This is a genomic window from Proteus sp. G2609, assembly GCF_963896135.1.
Taxonomy (GTDB): Bacteria; Pseudomonadota; Gammaproteobacteria; order Enterobacterales; family Enterobacteriaceae; genus Proteus; species Proteus mirabilis.
Window position 1 is genome coordinate 20,724 of the sequence record NZ_CAWQNB010000029.1, and the last position, 17,823, is coordinate 38,546.

The following is a 17,823-nucleotide window of genomic DNA, read 5'->3' on the forward strand; positions in this document are numbered from 1 at the left end:
CCCCGCAAAAACGGGCTTTTTAGTCCCTCATCTTAACTGAAGATTTATTCTATTATTTTCTCTTTGCTATTTACCGAAATCAGATCAGGTAACCCCTGATACACTTCTTTGCTATGCCACTGGGTTTCCCACTGCTCTGGCATCTGAATAATATTTCTATCAATATGCGGAGCATAGAGTGAAATAAACTCATGCATATAATCTTTCATATGCGTATGTTTACTTAGACATATATGTGTATAACTGGGCTGTACTAAGTGATCGATATTGATGCACTTTAATGCTTGGCTATCTTCTATTTCATCATAAGCAACCGTGGCAATCACACCAATCCCAAGGTGGCGCTTGACATAATATTTAATAATTTCGGTATCTGTCGCCGTCAATGCCACTTGAGGTTTAAGATGGTTTTTATAAAACACTTTATCGAGTTTAGAGCCTCGAGTGAAACCAAACACATAGGTAATAAGGGGATATTGACCAAGTTGTTCAATGGTAACCTGTTGATCATCAGGTAATGATGCAAGAGGGTGATCATAAGGTACTAATAAACTGCGAGTCCAGCGATAACAAGGCAAAGTAATTAAATCTTCATATAAATGCATCGATTCTGTGGCAATGGCAAAATCGACATCGCCATTCTTTACCATTTCTGCTAACTGAGCAGGAGCACCTTGGTGAAAATGGAGTGAAATATTAGGGTAATAGCGGCGAAAATGATCAATGACGTTGGGTAAGGAGTAACGTATTTGCGTATGTGTTGTGGCAATGTGCAAATCTACTTTTTTATTACGATCTTCTTCTGCCACAATACTTTTAATTTTATCAACCTGTCCAAGAATATCGCTAGCTATTTTATGGACCTCTTTCCCCATAGGACTAAGTGCTAATAAATTATTATTTTTACGGACGAATAAAGAAACACTGAGTTCGTCTTCTAATATCTTAAGTTGCTTACTAATCGTTGGTTGTGAAGTATAGAGTTTCTCTGCCGCATTCGTAATGTTAAAGTCATTTCGCACTACTTCAACAAAGCTTTTCAGTTGATTAATATTCATGAGGAGTACCTGGGTTAATTGGCACAAGCATGCCGTTAATTATTGATTTTATAAAAATAATTATTGTTAATATTTATACTACAATGCATTACTCAAATTATCTGCTCTTATGCCTAGTGGATATTATGACATCTCCTCTCTTTTTGCTCTCTTAATAAGAATAGTGATATCTACTTAATTATCCACTGACTTACCTTATCTATTTGCTAGAATAGAAAAGTGACTGCACCAAATCTAGCAATGACTGTTTTTATTTCTGTGTTTTAGCACAACGAATAATAGATGATTTCATCCACATTAAAGCAGATATTAACTATTTATTATGCATAATTTGACTATCAATATATTATTTCTAATCAAAAAATAAAAACCCAACATAACCCATTGTTATATAATAATATTTACTATTAGCTTTTTATCGCCATCTTCATCTAACTTAATTCAAATTTACAACCATTAACATCATGGATTTTACACAAAAGCCATATTCAGCTATGATATAGGTCACATTTTTTACTTAGAGGCTTCGTTTTGTTATATCAAAACAACGACAAAAAATCCCTAATCTTTCATTTAACCTCATCTATACTTAATAAGTGTTCCATAAGCTATTAGTTCACCCTCACTATTTAACTATGTAGAAGTAAACTGTTTTTTAGTGAATTATTACCACTCTCTTTTCTCGCTATAAAATAGTCACTTCATTTCGTTTAATTATTAATTGAATAACAACAATTTACTAATACCTTAATTGAAAGGTCACTTAATATGAAATTGAAGAAAAAAAGAAATAAACCATTAAGAATCAATGATATAACCATTATTAATGATAGCAAACTTAAAAAAGCCATTACTGCGGCAGCGTTAGGTAATGCAATGGAGTGGTTTGATTTTGGTGTATATGGCTTCTTGGCTTATGTATTAGGTCAAGTGTTTTTCCCTGGTGCATCACCTGGCGTACAAATGATCGCAGCACTTGCGACATTCTCAGTCCCATTCCTTGTTAGACCATTAGGTGGGGTTGTATTTGGTATGTTGGGGGATAAGTTTGGACGACAAAAAGTCTTATCTGTCACCATCATAATTATGGCATTAAGTACTTTTGCTATCGGTCTTATTCCTGGGTATGACACCATTGGGATTTGGGCACCCGTCTTACTGTTATTAGCAAAACTAGCCCAAGGCTTCTCAATTGGTGGTGAGTACTCAGGTGCGGCGATTTTCGTTGCCGAATATTCACCAGACCGTAAACGGGGCTTTATGGGAAGCTGGTTAGATTTCGGCTCTATTGCCGGCTTCGTTATGGGGGCGGGTGTTGTTGTCCTTATCTCAACCATTATGGGTGAAGCTGCATTCCATGAGTGGGGATGGCGTATTCCATTCTTCTTGGCATTACCTTTAGGTCTGATTGGCTTATATTTACGTCATGCCTTAGAAGAAACCCCGGCATTCCAACAACATGTTGATGAAATGAACAGCGATGATCGTAAATCTATCGAAAATCCGCCACGTGTTTCATTACGAGAAATCGCTTCCAAGTATTGGAAAAGTTTAACGGTATGTGTGGGCTTAGTGATTGCGACCAACGTCACCTACTACATGTTGCTAACCTATATGCCAAGTTATTTATCCCATAACTTAAATTATTCCGCCGATCATGGGGTCTTGATCATCATCGCGATTATGATAGGGATGCTATTTGTTCAGCCTGTGATTGGATTACTGAGTGATAAAATTGGTCGTAAACCTTTTGTTATCGGGGGTAGCGTTGGACTGTTTATATTGGCATATCCGGCCTTTATGATGATTAACAGTGATGAAATCGGCTTAATTTTCTTAGGATTATTAATTCTTGCGGTTTTATTAAACTGTTTTACTGGGGTGATGGCCTCTATTTTACCGGCTATTTTCCCAACCCATATTCGTTATAGTGCCTTAGCTATTGCATTTAATATCTCGGTATTAATTGCTGGTGCCACACCAACAGCAGCGGCTTGGTTAGTTGAAGCGACTGGCAATTTATATATGCCCGCCTATTATCTAATGGTAGTTGCTGTTGTCGGTTTGATAACGGGTATAAAAATGATTGAAACAGCCAACAAACCATTACGCGGAGCAACACCGGCAGCATCAGATAAATCAGAAGCAAAAGAGATTTTATCTGAGCATTATGACAATATCGAACAACGTGTTGAAGATATCGAAGCGGAAATTGAAGCATTACAGAAAAAACGCCAAGCGCTTATCGATCAACATCCAAAATTAGATTAAGAGAGGTTACATGCACTCAGCGCCTGTTCATTTAGTTTGGTTCCGTCATGATCTAAGAGTGACCGATAATAAAGCGCTCTTTTATGCTTGCCAAAATACACAGGCGCAGGTGCATGCCATTTTTACCGTCACGCCTGCACAGTGGAAAGCCCATCATATGGCTTTATCACAGCAGGCGTTTATTCATGATGCATTGCTTAATCTTTCCCATGCGCTAGCTAAATTAAATATTCCACTGACACTTATCATCAGTGATACATATGCTGATGCGGCACAAAGTATTGTGGATTATTGTCAGCAACATCAGGTCACTGCGCTATTTTTTAATCATCAATATGCGCTTAATGAGCAAAACCGTGATAAAAAAGTAATGGAATTACTCGCCCATAACACCACGGTTTATTGTTACCACGATAACGTTTTTGTGCCACCGGGGAATGTCGTGACCCAACAAGGAGAGATGTACAAAGTCTTTACTCCTTTTAGAACCGCATTTTTACGGCTATTTCTGTCGCAAGATAATGCTTCATTACCAGCCCCCGAAATAAGAGCACACCAAAAAGCCGTTTCACCGTTAAGTGCACCACTTTTTGCACTACCAATATCATCAACCAAGATGTTCCCAGCAAGCGAACAAGCAGCGTTACAGCGTTTAAAACAGTTCTGCTATGAAAGGGTGATACATTATGCAAAATGGCGAGATATTCCTGCTATTGATGGAACCAGTCAATTATCCCCTTATCTTGCCATAGGCCTAGTGTCTGTGCGCCAATGTTTTAATCGCCTTTACCAAACAGAGCCTGATTTCTTAGAAAATAACCATTCCAGTGCATTTGTTTGGTTTAATGAGTTAGTTTGGCGCGAGTTTTATCAACATCTAATAGTTGCTAACCCGAGTTTATCCAAACAGATAGCTTTTCAACCATGGACAGAAAATATTCGCTGGCGTAATGACCAAACTGAATTTACCGCTTGGACACAGGGCTTAACAGGCTTTCCTATTATTGATGCCGCGATGCGACAACTGAATCAAACCGGCTGGATGCACAATCGCTTACGTATGCTGACGGCAAGTTTTTTAGTCAAAGATCTACTAATTGATTGGCGCTGGGGGGAAAATTATTTTATGTCACAATTAATTGATGGTGATTTCGCGTCAAATAATGGTGGCTGGCAATGGGCAGCATCAACAGGCACTGATGCTGTGCCTTATTTTCGTATTTTTAATCCGACCACCCAAGGACGTAAGTTTGATCCTGATGGTGAGTTTATCCGCCACTGGCTACCAGAGCTTGCTGATGTCCCAGATCGCTATATCCATACTCCTTCTGAATGGGCAATCAAAACAGGTCACTACCTCGATTATCCACAGCCAATTGTTGATCACGCCAAAGCACGAGTAACTGCAATTGCGTCTTATGAAGAGGCCAAAAAAAGGTAAAATAGCGCGATATTATCTCTCAATCCTTGGCGGGCTATTGTGAAAACACCGATTATTTCTGTTATCGTTCCTATGTTTAATGAGGCATCTCGCATTACGCGATTATTAGAGAGCCTACTTTGCCAAACCTTTCACGACTTTGAAGTGATCATTATAAATGATGGCTCAACGGATAATAGTGTTGACATCGCTATGCTCTATTGCCAACAAGATAATCGTTTTCACCTTTATCACCAAACTAACCAAGGGTTATCTAGCGCGAGAAATACTGGCTTAAAATATGCTCAAGGTGATTGGATAGTCTTTTTTGATAGCGATGATTTTATTAAACCTCAATTACTGGCACATTGGCATCAATTAGCCTGCGAACAACATATCGATGTATTAATTGGCAATGGTGAACGCTATGATGTACATAATCCACAAAAGCATCAAACTACCATCCATCAACGTCAACCTTATCAACAAGTGATCAGCGGCCAAGAGTGGGTGATCCATGCCGTTACGCAACATCAATGGCCACATTTTGTTTGGTTACAATTTATTCGCCACGAAATAATCAAAAAACATCACCTACGCTTTATTGATGGCCTTTATCATGAAGATATTTTGTGGACGACACAACTTGCACTGGTCACTCAACGTATCGGCTTTGATGATCAACCTCTTTATTACTATTGCGCTAATCCTAACTCTATTACGCGTAAACCTAATCCACAAAAAGAAGCCAAGCGCGCACAAAGTTATTTGCAAATTGTTATACAACTCTTGCAGCTTGCAGATAAACAACATCAACCACTATTAGCCAACGCGTTGCGCCAACAAGCACTACGTGAACTTGGCAGTTTCTTTATTCTTTTTCGTAAACGCTGTGATACAAAAAACCAAGCCATCATTGCACAGCAATTTAGTACTTATCACCTTTTTCCAGCCCTTAATAAAGGCGCCCAAAATTGGCGTCAACGTTGGTTTATTTGCCGTGTTTATTGCGTTCTTTATAGGCATCGTTGGAAAAAAAGATAAAAAAACAGCGCTAAATTTAGCGCTGTTTTACTAATAAAATAACCCTATTGCGACCACTAACCGGTATTACGCATACCCGCAGCAATACCTGCGATAGTCACCATCAACGCTTGTTCAATACGTGGATCAGACTCGCTATGAGTACGAGAGCGTTGCAATAGCTCTGCCTGTAGGACGTTAAGTGGATCAGTATAAACATTACGCAATGCGATAGATTCAGCAACCCACGGTAAGTCCGCCATTAAATGCTCATCTTTGGAAATCGCTAATACACTCTTAATATCATCAGAGAGTTGTTGACGTAATTTCGCCCCTAATGGCCATAAATTTTCTTCGACTAAACGCTGATCGTAATACTCCGCAAGCCATAGATCCGCTTTTGCATACACCATCTCTAGCATAGCAATACGAGTATTAAAGAAAGGCCAATTCTCACACATATCATCCAATACGGCTTGTTTTCCGTTATCTATCTCATGCTGTAAAGCAGCACCGGCCCCTAACCATGCGGGTAACATTAAACGGTTTTGAGTCCAAGCGAAGATCCACGGAATAGCACGCAATGTTTCAACGCCTCCAGTTGGACGACGTTTAGCAGGTCGAGAGCCTAATGGTAATTTACCTAATTCACCTTCTGGCGTCGCTGCTCGGAAATAAGGCACAAAATCTTTTTCGCCTCTGACATAGCCACGATACATCTCGCAAGATACATCAGATAAAGCATCCATAACCTCAATCCAAGCTGTTTTTGGCTCTGGAGGAGGCAATAAATTAGCTTCTAAAATCGCACCAGCATAGTGAGCCAAACTACTGATAGTCACTTGCGGTAAGCCAAATTTAAAGCGGATCATCTCCCCTTGCTCTGTCACCCGCAACCCACCTTTTAAACTACCCGGTGGTTGTGATAATAATGCAGCATGTGCCGGCGCACCTCCACGGCCGATAGTGCCTCCACGGCCATGAAATAGCGTTAATGTCACGCCAGATTTCTCACATAACTTAATTAAAGCATCCTGTGCTCGATATTGCGCCCACGATGCCGCCATCACACCCGCATCTTTCGCTGAGTCAGAATAACCAATCATTACCATCTGTTTGTTATCAATTAAATCGCGATACCACGGAATATCAAACAGACGGGTCATCACACTTTCTGCGTTATTTAAGTCTTCTAACGTTTCAAATAATGGTGCTACCGGTAAACGAATATCTGCCCCTGCTTCTTTTAATAATAGTTTAACGGCTAATACATCCGAAGGGACTTTCGCCATGGAAATCACATAAGAAGCAATAGAATCTTTTGGTGACTCAGCAATTACCCGACAGGTTTCAAATACCTCTTTAGTTGCTTCACTCGGTTGCCAATGAGTAGGGATCAATGGGCGTTTAGAGTTAAGTTCTGTCAGTAAAAACGTCTGTTTTTGCTCTTCAGACCAACTAGCATAATCACCAAGCTCTAAATATTGCGTTAATTCAGACAGCGCTTCGGTATGATTAGTGCTTTCTTGGCGAATATCGAGTCGCACCAGTTGTAATCCAAAACAACGGATACGGCGCAAAGTATCTAATAACTGTCCATTGGCAATAATGCGCATACCACACTGATGCAGTGATTGGTAACAAGCATATAAAGGTTCCCAAAGTGCTGAATTATCAATCAGTAAGCCTTCAGGAGGTAATGATTGCTGACCTTTGATACGTTGTTCTAAATAATCACGAGTCACTTGTAAGCGAGTGCGCAATTGTTTGGCTATTTCACGATAAGGCTCGGCAACATCGGCACCGCCCGCTAATTCACGTAATTCTGGTGTGCTTTCTGTCATAGACAGCTCAGAAACGAGCACCTGAATATCATTTAAAAATAGATCGGCGGCTTTCCAGCGACTAAGTAATAATGCATGACGGGTAATTTCAGCGGTAACATTTGGGTTACCATCACGATCTCCCCCCATCCATGAAGTAAAGCGAATAGGAGAAGCTTCTACCGGTAAATTGTAGTCAATAGACTCTTCTAACTGTTCATTAAATTCACGTAAGAAAGCAGGCACACCTTCCCATAAGCTATTTTCGACCACCGCAAAGCCCCATTTCGCTTCATCAATAGGGGTTGGGCGAATTTTTCTGATCTCATCGGTATGCCACGATTGCGCAACCAATTGGCGTAAACGGCGCATAATATTGGTACGTTCATAATCGGCAAGATCATCATGATCAAGCTGAGATAAGCAAGTATTGACTTCCACTAGCTTATGAATAAGCGTACGGCGAGCAATTTCCGTTGGATGAGCCGTTAAGACTAATTCAATCGAAATTTGTTCAACGGCTTGTTTGAGTTGCTGATTAGTAAAGTTTTTATCTTTCAGCCGTTCAATTAATTTAGCCAATGCCACAGGATTACTTGCCGCCTCGCCATGAGGAGAAATGCTATGGTATTGCTCTGCTACATTAGTCAGGTTTAAGAATTGGTTGAATGCTCTAGCAACAGGTAATAACTCATCATTAGAGAGATTTTGTAAGGTTAATAGTAGCTTTTGTCGCTGAACTTCATTACCTGCTCGTGATGACTTAGATAACTTTCGGATAGATTCCACTTTATCTAAAATTTCTTCACCGAGTGCCTCTTTTATTGTGTCGCCGAGTAGTTTGCCAAGCATGCTGACATTACTACGCATAGCAGAATATTGTTGATTCATAAGACTCCTGACCTTGGCTTTGTGTCGGTAACAACATACTTTTTACTAAGAAAAAGTCATGTCCTTCCAGTTGTGTAATTAATTTTCATTTTTTATGTGACTTTATTGTGATTTTTGTGATAAGCCACACTGCTTTTTACTTATAGCCTACTATTCATATCAGAAAATAAGCGTTTTGGGGGAATTTTCTGAAATTTAATTACGGCTTTAGTGTTATAAGAATGGCTAATATCGACGTTGTTTTTGCTCAATATTAACCATAATAAGGACATTTTTTTGTTTCTTATCGTCTAAGAAGCGTTTTTTACTAGAAAGGGTGAAATAAGTAAAAATTTATCTGGCGAAAAATTTAGATGAATTTTTTTAATATTGATAAATTGTCTGGTGTTTTTTCTCCAATTTCACCCTATCGATACCCCTTAAATAGAAAAGGCGCTGACTATGCAGCGCCTTGTGTTAACAAATAGCACATTCATTTTTTCAATGAATCAATCTTTTTTTCTACGTTTTCTTTAAGATCAGATGCACCATGTTTTAAATCGTGGGCAACTTCAGATAATTTTTCTTCTGTCCGATGCTTCACCTCCGTCGCTTTATCTTTTAGCTGATCAACATGTTTTTCAATTTTTGACATTAATCGCTCCTTTGTGACTAGAGATGATTTAAGTATAGCCAAGGTTAAAAATAACGACGTGCTGTAGCTCTCATTTTATCACCCTTGATTGGCTTTATTTGCTCGCTTACTTCGTTTAGAGATCTTCTCTAAATAGCCCATCACAAAAGCGGAAAAAACAAAAGTCAGATGTAGCACCACATACCATAATAACTTGTTATCGGGGATATTTTTTAAGTCCATAAACACCCCTAACAAATGAATAGAAGAGATAGCAACAATAGAAGCAGCAACTTTATTTTTCAGCGATTCTGCATCCATGTTACCTAACCAAGAGAGTTTATCCTTCGCTCCTTCGATTTCCATATTGGTAATAAAATTCTCATAACCTGAGAAAATAACCATTATCAATAACCCCCCCACTAATGCCAAATCAATTAGCGATAATAAACGTAAAACTAAATCAGCTTCAGATAAGGCAAATATATTGGGTAAGATCTCGTACATTGACTGAAAAAACTTAATCGTTAATGCCAACAATCCAAGAGATAAGCCAATATAGACAGGTGCAAATAACCAACGAGAGCGATACATCCATTTTTCAACAATTCTATTCATATTTCCTCTCTATCTACACAATTAATCATCATCTTTTTCAGTATAGAAGAGAAAAAAATACACAGAAAACTATCAGCAATAAAAAAATCACTGATAGTTTTGATTAAAAAGAAAATAGTCTTTTACAATAGTTGAGAAAGGCGATTGAGATCAGACTGAATAGCCCCCGCAGTCACATCACGTCCAGCACCAGGACCTCTAATGACTAATGGGTTATCACGATACCAACGGCTTTCAATAGCAAATAGGTTATCCCCCGGTAATAGTGATGCCAGAGGATGATCTTTTCTCACCGCTTCAACCCCAACCTTCGCTTTGCCGTTAGCATCAAACCGCGCAATATAACGCAGTACCATATCCATCTCATTGGCAGCCGCTAAACGTTGTGCCATTTGTTCATTAATCACACTGCTATTTTCAAAGAAGGCTTCTAATGATCCACTTTGCGCTTGAGCAGGAACCAGCGATTCAACACGGACTTGCTCAGGTTCAATATCATAGCCAGCTTCACGGGCTAAAATAATCAATTTGCGCATCACATCTTGTCCTGATAAGTCGATACGCGGATCAGGCTCGGTTAGGCCTTGTTGCCATGCTTGTTCTACCAAATCACTAAAAGGTACGCTGCCATCAAATTGTAAAAATAGCCATGACAATGTGCCGGAGAAAATACCACTGATAGATAAAATCGTATCACCGCTTTCACGTAGATCACGTACCGTATGATTAATAGGTAATCCCGCACCAACTGTCGCATTATATAACCAGTGGCGTCCTGTTTTAGAGAAGGCATCACGAGTTGCGCGATAGCGTAAACTTGATGCTGAGCCAGCGATTTTATTCGCACTAATCACATGAAAACCATAGCTGGCAAAATCTTCATAACAGGCGGCAAGCTCTTCATTAGCGGTAATATCGACCACCACTAAATCATCAAAAGGATGCGATCTCATCCATAAATGAAGCGACTCTTCACTATGCACTGTTGCTTCATCATCAAAAAAGGCCAGTGCGCGACTAGGATCAATACCTTGGTGATCTAGTAGGCTGCGACGACTATCTACCACCCCCGCCAGAATAAATTCAAAATCACTACGCGCAGATAATGGCTCTTGTTCACGAGCAAACAGCTCTAACCAACGTGAGCCAATATTCCCTTTACCAAACAGCACTAAACCAATCTGTTTTTCTGCCCTGAATAATGTTTGATGTAAACCTTGCAATAATGAAGCCGTATAGTTACGTAATACCGCAACTAAACTGATGTTATCTTCCGCGTGCCAAATAAACTCTACCGGTTGATCTTTAAGTTGTTGGTAGAAACGGTGGCAATGGAGTGGATTTTTACATACCCCGGCGCCAACTAAAGCAACAAGAGAAAAGCCTTCTCGCAGATGTAATTTACCCGGTAAGGCCGCATCTTGCAGAACATCTAACGCACTATTAGCGACTTCACTGGTGTAACACAACTGTAGCAACTGACTATCTCTATCAATACCTGTTGCCAGTGGACGAATTTGTACCCGCTGAAGTAATGCATCCACTTCTTTAGCGATTTGTTCAAAATTTTGATGTGCGGCTAATTGAAGCTCGATTAAACAAACATCATCATGGCTAGTGACAATTTTTGCCCCTGTGCCAGATGCTAATACCCGTTCAATTCGAGTTGAACCCTGCTCTGGTTGGTAACTGCAACGTAATTGTAAATCGATATTGCTCCCTGAGACGGGTTGTAGTGTGCGTGTATGCAAAACGGGTGCCGCTAATCTTGCCAGCTCGCTCGCCTCATCTAAACGTAATAACGGTAGCAAACAGGCATCTTTCACTTTTCGGGGATCGGCACTATAAACCCCTGCAACATCGCTCCAAATGGTCACTTTACCCACATCCGCTAAAGCACCTACTTGGGTCGCTGAGTAGTCACTACCATTACGGCCTAATAGCACCGTCTCACCCTGTTGATTACGACTAATAAAACCCGTTACCACAAAGCGACATTGAGGATATTTAGCCAGCAGTGATTGTAACAAAGGACGCGATAAGGCTTCATTAACTTGAGGCTGTGCGGCGCGCTCTGCACATAAAAACTCTCGCGCATCTAACCACACACTAGGTAAACCCTGCTCCGTTAATAAGCTTGCCATTAATCTCGCTGACCAAATTTCACCATGACCAACGACTTCAGCATAAGTTGCATCCGTTATCGGCTTATCAAGTAAGTAACTTAGTCTTTCTAAATCAGCAATAAAGGCCTGTGAAAGAGCTTGTGCATGCTCTTTTGGTAATAGTCCTTCAATCAAGGATAGCTGATAACGACGTAATTCTTGCTGAGCTTGATGGGCAGAAATACGATCACTTTGACTCAGTTTTAACCAGTTAATCAGCTGATTTGTTGTCGAACCTGCTGCAGAAACCACCATTAAATCATTAGGTTGGCTATAATTTGTCATGATATTCACGACTCGCTGATAACATTTTATGTCTGCAAGACTGCTACCACCGAATTTATGTAACTGACGGCAAGTTGGTTGCGCCTGTTGTTTAATCGCCACTACGCTCATGATCCATGGTTACCTTTTCGTTGCTGCATTAAACGCATTTTGTAAATCGTTGATGAGATCCAGACTATCCTCAATCCCCACGGAAATGCGCAATAAAGCGTTACTGATCCCAGCGGTTTTTCTCGCTTCTTCAGACATTCCTGCGTGTGTCATGGTCGCCGGATGACAAATTAATGTTTCTACACCACCTAAAGACTCTGCCAGTGTAAAGAGTGTTAAATGAGATAAAAAGGATTTAATTGTCTCAATCCCCCCTTTTAACTCAAAACTTAACATCGCACCAAAACCTTGTTGCTGTTTTTTCGCTATCACGTGACCGACATGATGTTCTAGTGCTGGGTAATAAATTTTATCCACTAAGGGTTGTGTTTGTAGATAATCCACCAATGCTTGAGTATTTTCTTGTTGTAATCGAATTCGTGGTACTAAGGTTCTGATCCCTCGTAATAACAAATAACTATCAAACGCCCCAGCAGTAACACCAATATTATTTGCCCACCAGCTTAAATCCTCAAGCTGTTTCCTACACTGACTAATCACAACACCCGCGACAAGATCAGAATGTCCATTAAGATACTTAGTGCAAGAATGCACCACTAAATCAGCCCCTAAAGCCAATGGCTTTTGCAATACCGGGCTCATAAAGGTGTTATCCGCCACCACCAACGCCCCAACTTGGTGAGCTAATTGGCTTATTTTCTCAATATCAGTGATGCGCAATAATGGATTACTAGGTGTTTCAATAAATACTATTTTTGGCGCTAATGCCAACGCCTGTTGTAACGCTTGCTCATCGTTTTGATCAACAAATACCACACGATAAGCACCACGTTGCTGCTGACTATTAAACAGACGATAACTGCCCCCATAACAATCATGGGGCGCCACAATGACATCACCCGGTTTTAAAAAAGTCGTACAAATTAAATGAATTGCTGACATCCCACTGCTAGTAACAACTGCTCCCACCCCACCTTCAAGCTCTGCTAATGCATTTTGCACCATATCGCGCGAGGGATTGCCCCGACGAGAGTAATCATGTTCACGAGGTTGATTAAATGCTAAGAAATTATAGGTGCTAGAAAGATAGATTGGCGGTACAACACAGCCATATTGCTTATCTTCATTAAGCCCATTGTGAATGGCAATGGTTGCGGTTTTCTTCGTCATACAGACACCTTGTTACAGCGCTAAGTGGAAAAGTCGCTTACAGCATATCCAATTAGACACCAAGACGTCAATACATCTAGACATCTAAACTCCTTTACGGATAGACCAACAAATGGAATAATATAAATATTAAGGATATCGCCAGGTAACTATTGCTTTTTCTCACACCTTTAGCCAGTAACAGTCGGTGGTTTTAGAAAAGTCATGATAAACTGGCATGGCTCGTCAGAATAGGGCATCAACCCTAAACTGGCTTCAACTAAATGATATTAATTAAGGTAATCCATGGCTGAATGGAACGGTGAATATATCAGCCCTTACGCTGAGCATGGTAAAAAAAGCGAACAAGTCAAAAAAATTACAGTTTCAATCCCATTGAAAGTGCTAAAAATTTTGACAGATGAGCGCACTCGTCGTCAGGTCAATAACCTAAAACATGCCACCAATAGTGAATTATTGTGTGAAGCATTTTTACACGCATTTACCGGACAGCCTCTCCCCAATGATGAAGACTTACGCAAAGAGCGTAACGATGAAATCCCTGAAGAGGCAAAAGAAATAATGCGCCAGCGGGGTGTTGATCCCGAGACTTGGGAATATTGATCAGAAATTATTTTTGATAGCAAAAATATAACCAGAAGCCCAAAGCCAACACTTTGGGCTTCAATTTGTGCATTACTCTAGACGAGAGATACGCGAACTCGCTTCATAACAAAACCGGCTGGATAAGCTGGTGTCATTTACCCAACAATTTAATTTTACCTTCTTCATTTATGCGATAAATAGTTACAGAGTTGAAGCCACGCAAACCATCACGTAAAGCATATTGAATAGAACGACCCGAACCAATTCGAACAATATCATTAGACAACATTTTTAATGCCCTCGACAGGGTTGGCTGACTAATATTCATAATATTAGCTAGTTGCCTTGCTGACTCAGATCCATTACGTAGTATTTTTCGTATAACTTCTGCTCGTTGTGTCATGATATTCGCTACTTATAAATAGGTTAATGAATAGATAAGTGAATAGAACGACCCGAGCCAATTTGAACAATATCATTAGACAACATTTTTAATGCTCTAGACAGGGTTAGCTGACTAATATTCATAATATTAGCTAGTTACCTTGCTGACTCAGATCCATTACGTAGTATTTTTCGTATAACTTCTGCTCGTTGTGTCATGATATTCGCTACTTATAAATAGGTTAATGAATAGATAAGTGAATAGGATTATGAATAGCTGTGATCTGTCTTGTCACTATTAAAAGCGCGAACATTGGCGACGATATTACATAAAAAACGCATACAAAAGAGCGCTATCGCTTTGAGGTATATTCGATATGTTATTTTATCATTGGGAGATCACGCTAGGTGATGAATAGAGATAGGGAAGCTTACTATCAATAAAAAAATCAAGCGGTTAAAGTGTGATACAAAGTGACCATAATTTGGACGATACACAATAACAAAAAGCCCAAAGCAAATACTTTGGGCTTTCTTCAATTCCGTTTTCCCTACACGTTTTCAGTGTTACCTGAAAAGTTGTGGTAACAAATATCTTATTTGCTGCCTGGGATTTTGAAACGTTTGTTGAACAGATCAACACGACCACCGGTTGCAACATCACGTTGTTTACCAGTATAGAATGGGTGGCATTTATCACAAACGTCCAGATTCAGGTTGTGGCCTGCTGTGGAGTTGATTTTCATAACGTTACCGCAAGAACAAGTTGCAGTAATTTCTTCGTATTTAGGATGAATATCTTTTTTCATGGAAAACCTCTGCTAAGGCCGTGTCGCTATTCAGCCCTCAGCCGAACACCACACGTCGTGTTGATTGAATTAAATTGTTTGGTATTTTATCTACCAAAGGGGGCGGATCATACAGAATATCCGCCAAACGCGCAATGAAATCTGCACACTTTTTGTGATATTCTTAATACTATCTTTTCGCTAAAACACTCGGAAACCCTGATATGACTATAGTTCAGGTAATATTACCTGTACCACTGTTTTCTTCCTTTGACTACCTGCTTCCAGAAGGTTGTGCCATGCCAACAATAGGTTGTCGCGTGGTCGTTCCCTTTGGCAAACAGCGTCGCTCTATCGGTATTGTTAAAGGTTTTAGTTCACACAGTGAGTTTCCCATTGAAAAACTGAAACCTATTGAAGAAGTACTTGATACAGAGACACTGTTTCCGGGGATCTTATGGGATATGCTTAATTGGGCAAGTGCTTATTATCATTATCCTTTAGGTGAAGTTCTCTTTCATGCGATGCCAATTCTACTACGACAAGGGAAACCGGCTGAATTTACGCCCTTATGGCAATGGTATGCCACTCAAGAGGGAGAAGCGCTTGATCTTAACAGTCTAAAAAGCGCTAAAAAGCAACAACAAGCTTTAGCGGCATTACGCCGTGCCCCTTTGTATCGCCACCAGTTAGATGAATATGAAATTACAACAGCGACACTAAATAACTTAAAAAAGAAAGCATTAGCGGATTTACGTCCTATTCAACCCGCCCCTATACAGTGGCAAAGCACTTTTGCCGTACAAGGCGAACGATTTAAACTTAATGCCGAACAGGCGGTTGCTGTTGGTGCTATCACGGCACAAGCAGACCAATTTTCGCCTTGGTTATTATTGGGGATCACCGGCTCTGGTAAAACAGAAGTGTATCTCAGTGTACTTGAAACTATTCTCGCTCAAGGTAAACAGGCACTGATCTTAGTCCCTGAAATAGGTTTGACCCCACAAACCATTCGCCGTTTTAAAGCACGTTTTAATGCCCCCGTCGATGTTCTTCATTCTGGGCTCAACGATACGGAACGCCTTGCGGTATGGCTACGAGCGAAACGGGGAGATAATGCCATTATTATCGGTACGCGCTCAGCATTGCTCACCCCTTTTCAGCAATTAGGGATTATTATTATTGATGAAGAGCATGATGGCTCTTATAAGCAACAAGATGGCTGGCGTTACCATGCACGGGATTTAGCGGTCTTTCGCGCCAAGCAAGAAAATATTCCTATCGTGATGGGCACAGCCACCCCATCGATTGAAACCAGCTATAACGTTGCACAAAAAAAATATCAACAACTGACGTTAACGCAACGAGCGGGAAATGCTAAACCTGCCACAGAGCATTTAATCGACCTAAAAGGGCAACCGCTCACAACCGGACTCTCTCCAACACTCATTAAAGCCATAAAAGAGCATCTTAATGCCGGTAACCAAGTGATGTTGTTTTTAAATCGCCGTGGCTTTGCGCCTGCGTTACTCTGCCATGAGTGTGGTTGGATTGCCGAATGCCCTCGCTGTGATCACTATTATACCTTACATCAAAAACACGGCATGCTACGTTGCCACCAGTGTGATAGCCAACGTCGTATTCCATCACAATGCCCTCAATGTGGTTCAACTAATTTAATGCCAGTAGGATTGGGCACAGAACAACTTGAACAAGGCATTGGCGAGTTATTTCCTAATACCCCCATAACCCGTATTGATAAAGATACCACCAGTCGTAAAGGAGCATTAGAGCAACAACTAGAAGACATCTATCAAGGTGGATCACGTATTCTAATTGGCACACAGATGTTGGCTAAAGGTCACCACTTCCCAGACGTTACGCTGGTGGCGCTACTTGATGTTGATGGTGCTTTATTTTCTAGTGACTTTCGTGCTGCTGAACGTTTTGCTCAGCTTTATACTCAAGTATCAGGTCGTGCAGGAAGAGCTGGGAAACAAGGTGCCGTCTATTTACAAACTCACCAACCCGATCACCCGCTATTATTAACGCTGTTAGAAAAAGGCTATGATGCTTTTACTAAAGAGGCGTTACAAGAGCGACAAGCAACCTTTTTACCCCCTTATTCCAGCCATATTATGATCCGCTCTGAAGATCATAATAACCAAAAAGCCCCCCAGTTTTTACGCCAGCTTAAACAGTTCTTCGAGCAACATCCGATGAGAGATAGTCATTTATGGGTGATGGGCCCCATTCCGGCCATTCAGGCAAAACGAGGAGGAAATTTCCGTTGGCAACTATTATTGCAACATCCTTCAAGGGGTTATTTACAAAAGTTAATGTCTGTTACTTATCCTCAGATAGTGGCGCTTCCTGAGAGTAAAAAAGTGAAATGGAATATTGATGTTGATCCAACTGATTGCTAAGCCTACTGATATTTAGCGCGCTTATAATTCAAAACTATTTATCAATTTTGCGAACTACCTCATAAAAACGATTGGTATCACACTTTTTATGCAAACTAGGTAACAGTATCTATTCAAAAAGTGGGTAAAATAACAATTTAGAATATTTCTTGAATTAAAAAACCGTCGCATCTTTGTATTTTGGACAACGAC

General features: G+C 40.3%; 13 protein-coding genes. 5 read left to right on the plus strand and 8 right to left on the minus strand.

The features are described 5' to 3' along the window. Positions 1-44: 44 nt before the first annotated feature. Complete coding sequence (locus AACV01_RS08350; RefSeq protein ID WP_004246397.1) at positions 45-1,058, minus strand: LysR substrate-binding domain-containing protein; 1,014 nt, start codon at positions 1,056-1,058, stop codon at positions 45-47. A gap of 768 nt (positions 1,059-1,826) precedes the next feature. Between AACV01_RS08350 and proP the strand changes: the two genes are divergently transcribed. Genes proP through AACV01_RS08365 form a run of 3 tightly spaced genes read left to right on the plus strand, consistent with a single transcriptional unit; the run spans position 1,827 to position 5,793 of the window. Continuing rightward, entirely contained in the window at positions 1,827-3,329 is a 1,503-nt protein-coding gene (gene proP / locus AACV01_RS08355; RefSeq protein ID WP_161682692.1) for a glycine betaine/L-proline transporter ProP, read from the plus strand. 10 nt (positions 3,330-3,339) lie between these two features. Continuing rightward, positions 3,340-4,770 (plus strand): deoxyribodipyrimidine photo-lyase, encoded by a 1,431-nt coding sequence (gene phrB / locus AACV01_RS08360; protein ID WP_161682694.1) that lies wholly within the window; start codon positions 3,340-3,342, stop codon positions 4,768-4,770. 39 nt (positions 4,771-4,809) lie between these two features. Further along, positions 4,810-5,793, plus strand: a complete 984-nt coding sequence (locus AACV01_RS08365) for a glycosyltransferase (protein WP_161682696.1) — start codon at positions 4,810-4,812, stop codon at positions 5,791-5,793. A gap of 56 nt (positions 5,794-5,849) precedes the next feature. Here AACV01_RS08365 and ppc read toward each other — a convergent pair whose 3' ends face one another. From ppc to metB, 5 genes are all read right to left on the minus strand, one after another. After that, a complete protein-coding gene (gene ppc, locus AACV01_RS08370; RefSeq protein WP_004246402.1) occupies positions 5,850-8,486 on the minus strand; it encodes a phosphoenolpyruvate carboxylase in 2,637 nt (878 codons plus the stop codon). 472 nt (positions 8,487-8,958) lie between these two features. Continuing rightward, on the minus strand, positions 8,959-9,120 hold the full coding sequence (locus AACV01_RS08375) for a hypothetical protein (RefSeq protein WP_004246404.1): 162 nt from the start codon (positions 9,118-9,120) through the stop codon (positions 8,959-8,961). Positions 9,121-9,198: 78 nt separating this feature from the next. Beyond that, the gene (locus AACV01_RS08380; RefSeq protein WP_004246405.1) at positions 9,199-9,717 is read right to left on the minus strand and encodes a TIGR00645 family protein; all 519 of its coding nucleotides are present in this window, start codon (positions 9,715-9,717) and stop codon (positions 9,199-9,201) included. A gap of 122 nt (positions 9,718-9,839) precedes the next feature. Then, positions 9,840-12,278, minus strand: a complete 2,439-nt coding sequence (locus AACV01_RS08385; protein ID WP_161682698.1) for a bifunctional aspartate kinase/homoserine dehydrogenase II — start codon at positions 12,276-12,278, stop codon at positions 9,840-9,842. 9 nt (positions 12,279-12,287) lie between these two features. After that, on the minus strand, positions 12,288-13,448 hold the full coding sequence (gene metB, locus AACV01_RS08390; RefSeq protein ID WP_017628678.1) for a cystathionine gamma-synthase: 1,161 nt from the start codon (positions 13,446-13,448) through the stop codon (positions 12,288-12,290). A 285-nt stretch (positions 13,449-13,733) separates the two neighbouring features. Between metB and metJ the strand changes: the two genes are divergently transcribed. Next, positions 13,734-14,051 (plus strand): met regulon transcriptional regulator MetJ, encoded by a 318-nt coding sequence (gene metJ, locus AACV01_RS08395; protein WP_004246409.1) that lies wholly within the window; start codon positions 13,734-13,736, stop codon positions 14,049-14,051. Between the two features lie 133 nt (positions 14,052-14,184). On the opposite strand, the gene AACV01_RS08400 is transcribed toward metJ, so the two are convergent. Both AACV01_RS08400 and rpmE read right to left on the minus strand, forming a co-directional pair. After that, positions 14,185-14,436 (minus strand): ArsR family transcriptional regulator, encoded by a 252-nt coding sequence (locus tag AACV01_RS08400; protein ID WP_237585006.1) that lies wholly within the window; start codon positions 14,434-14,436, stop codon positions 14,185-14,187. Positions 14,437-15,013: 577 nt separating this feature from the next. Then, complete coding sequence (rpmE, locus tag AACV01_RS08405) at positions 15,014-15,226, minus strand: 50S ribosomal protein L31 (protein ID WP_004246411.1); 213 nt, start codon at positions 15,224-15,226, stop codon at positions 15,014-15,016. A 203-nt stretch (positions 15,227-15,429) separates the two neighbouring features. Between rpmE and priA the strand changes: the two genes are divergently transcribed. After that, positions 15,430-17,631 (plus strand): primosomal protein N', encoded by a 2,202-nt coding sequence (gene priA, locus AACV01_RS08410; RefSeq protein WP_004249709.1) that lies wholly within the window; start codon positions 15,430-15,432, stop codon positions 17,629-17,631. Positions 17,632-17,823 lie beyond the last annotated feature (192 nt).

Bases quoted from the DNA above. Each gene is read 5' to 3' on its own strand.
- AACV01_RS08385 (WP_161682698.1), bottom strand. From the start codon at position 12,278: ATGAGCGTAGTGGCGATTAAACAACAGGCGCAACCAACTTGCCGTCAG.
- ppc (WP_004246402.1), bottom strand. From the start codon at position 8,486: ATGAATCAACAATATTCTGCTATGCGTAGTAATGTCAGCATGCTTGGC.
- AACV01_RS08400 (WP_237585006.1), bottom strand. From the start codon at position 14,436: ATGACACAACGAGCAGAAGTTATACGAAAAATACTACGTAATGGATCT.
- metB (WP_017628678.1), bottom strand. From the start codon at position 13,448: ATGACGAAGAAAACCGCAACCATTGCCATTCACAATGGGCTTAATGAA.
- metJ (WP_004246409.1), top strand. From the start codon at position 13,734: ATGGCTGAATGGAACGGTGAATATATCAGCCCTTACGCTGAGCATGGT.
- AACV01_RS08350 (WP_004246397.1), bottom strand. From the start codon at position 1,058: ATGAATATTAATCAACTGAAAAGCTTTGTTGAAGTAGTGCGAAATGAC.
- phrB (WP_161682694.1), top strand. From the start codon at position 3,340: ATGCACTCAGCGCCTGTTCATTTAGTTTGGTTCCGTCATGATCTAAGA.
- AACV01_RS08375 (WP_004246404.1), bottom strand. From the start codon at position 9,120: ATGTCAAAAATTGAAAAACATGTTGATCAGCTAAAAGATAAAGCGACG.
- AACV01_RS08380 (WP_004246405.1), bottom strand. From the start codon at position 9,717: ATGAATAGAATTGTTGAAAAATGGATGTATCGCTCTCGTTGGTTATTT.
- rpmE (WP_004246411.1), bottom strand. From the start codon at position 15,226: ATGAAAAAAGATATTCATCCTAAATACGAAGAAATTACTGCAACTTGT.
- proP (WP_161682692.1), top strand. From the start codon at position 1,827: ATGAAATTGAAGAAAAAAAGAAATAAACCATTAAGAATCAATGATATA.
- priA (WP_004249709.1), top strand. From the start codon at position 15,430: ATGACTATAGTTCAGGTAATATTACCTGTACCACTGTTTTCTTCCTTT.